This window comes from Vibrio sp. HI00D65 (genome assembly GCF_001635455.1).
Classification (GTDB): Bacteria; Pseudomonadota; Gammaproteobacteria; order Enterobacterales; family Vibrionaceae; genus Vibrio.
Map to the genome: position 1 here is coordinate 1 of NZ_LWEH01000483.1, position 972 is coordinate 972.

Consider the following 972-nt stretch of genomic DNA (forward strand, 5'->3'; position numbering starts at 1 on the left):
CTCTACGCATTTCACCGCTACACCTGAAATTCTACCCCCCTCTACAGTACTCTAGTTCACCAGTTTCAAATGCAGTTCCGAGGTTGAGCCCCGGGCTTTCACATCTGACTTAATGAACCACCTGCATGCGCTTTACGCCCAGTAATTCCGATTAACGCTCGCACCCTCCGTATTACCGCGGCTGCTGGCACGGAGTTAGCCGGTGCTTCTTCTGTTGCTAACGTCAAGAGATGCCGCTATTAACGACACCCCCTTCCTCACAACTGAAAGTACTTTACAACCCGAAGGCCTTCTTCATACACGCGGCATGGCTGCATCAGGCTTTCGCCCATTGTGCAATATTCCCCACTGCTGCCTCCCGTAGGAGTCTGGACCGTGTCTCAGTTCCAGTGTGGCTGATCATCCTCTCAGACCAGCTAGGGATCGTCGCCTTGGTGAGCCATTACCTCACCAACTAGCTAATCCCAACTAGGCATATCTTGACGCAAGAGGCCCGAAGGTCCCCCTCTTTGGCCCGTAGGCATTATGCGGTATTCGCCACCGTTTCCAATGGTTATCCCCCACATCAAGGCAATTTCCTAGGCATTACTCACCCGTCCGCCGCTCGACGCCGTTATCGTTCCCCGAAGGTTCAGCTAACTCGTTTCCGCTCGACTTGCATGTGTTAGGCCTGCCGCCAGCGTTCAATCTGAGCCATGATCAAACTCTTCAATTTAAGATTTTGCTGACTCAATGAATACTGACTTCAAAACTACAAAAAGTAATTTTAAAGCTATTACCATTCCAACAGAATGATAATGAATTGACTGTGCCGATAATAAATTATCGATTGGTCACTCAGTTCATTGAAATCAATGTGATTCCTAAGAATCAATTTTGATATTCATCAATGAGTGCCCACACAGATTGATAGGTTTAAATTGTTAAAGAGCTTTGCTATCAACGCTTTAGCGTCAAAGCGGATGCGTATAA

The 972-nt window shown here is 47.7% G+C and carries 1 rRNA gene; it reads right to left on the minus strand.

Annotated features, from left to right (window positions below):
- Positions 1-715, minus strand: a 16S ribosomal RNA gene (locus A3712_RS22975); the annotation flags it as partial.
- Between the last annotated feature and the right edge of the window lie 257 nt (positions 716-972).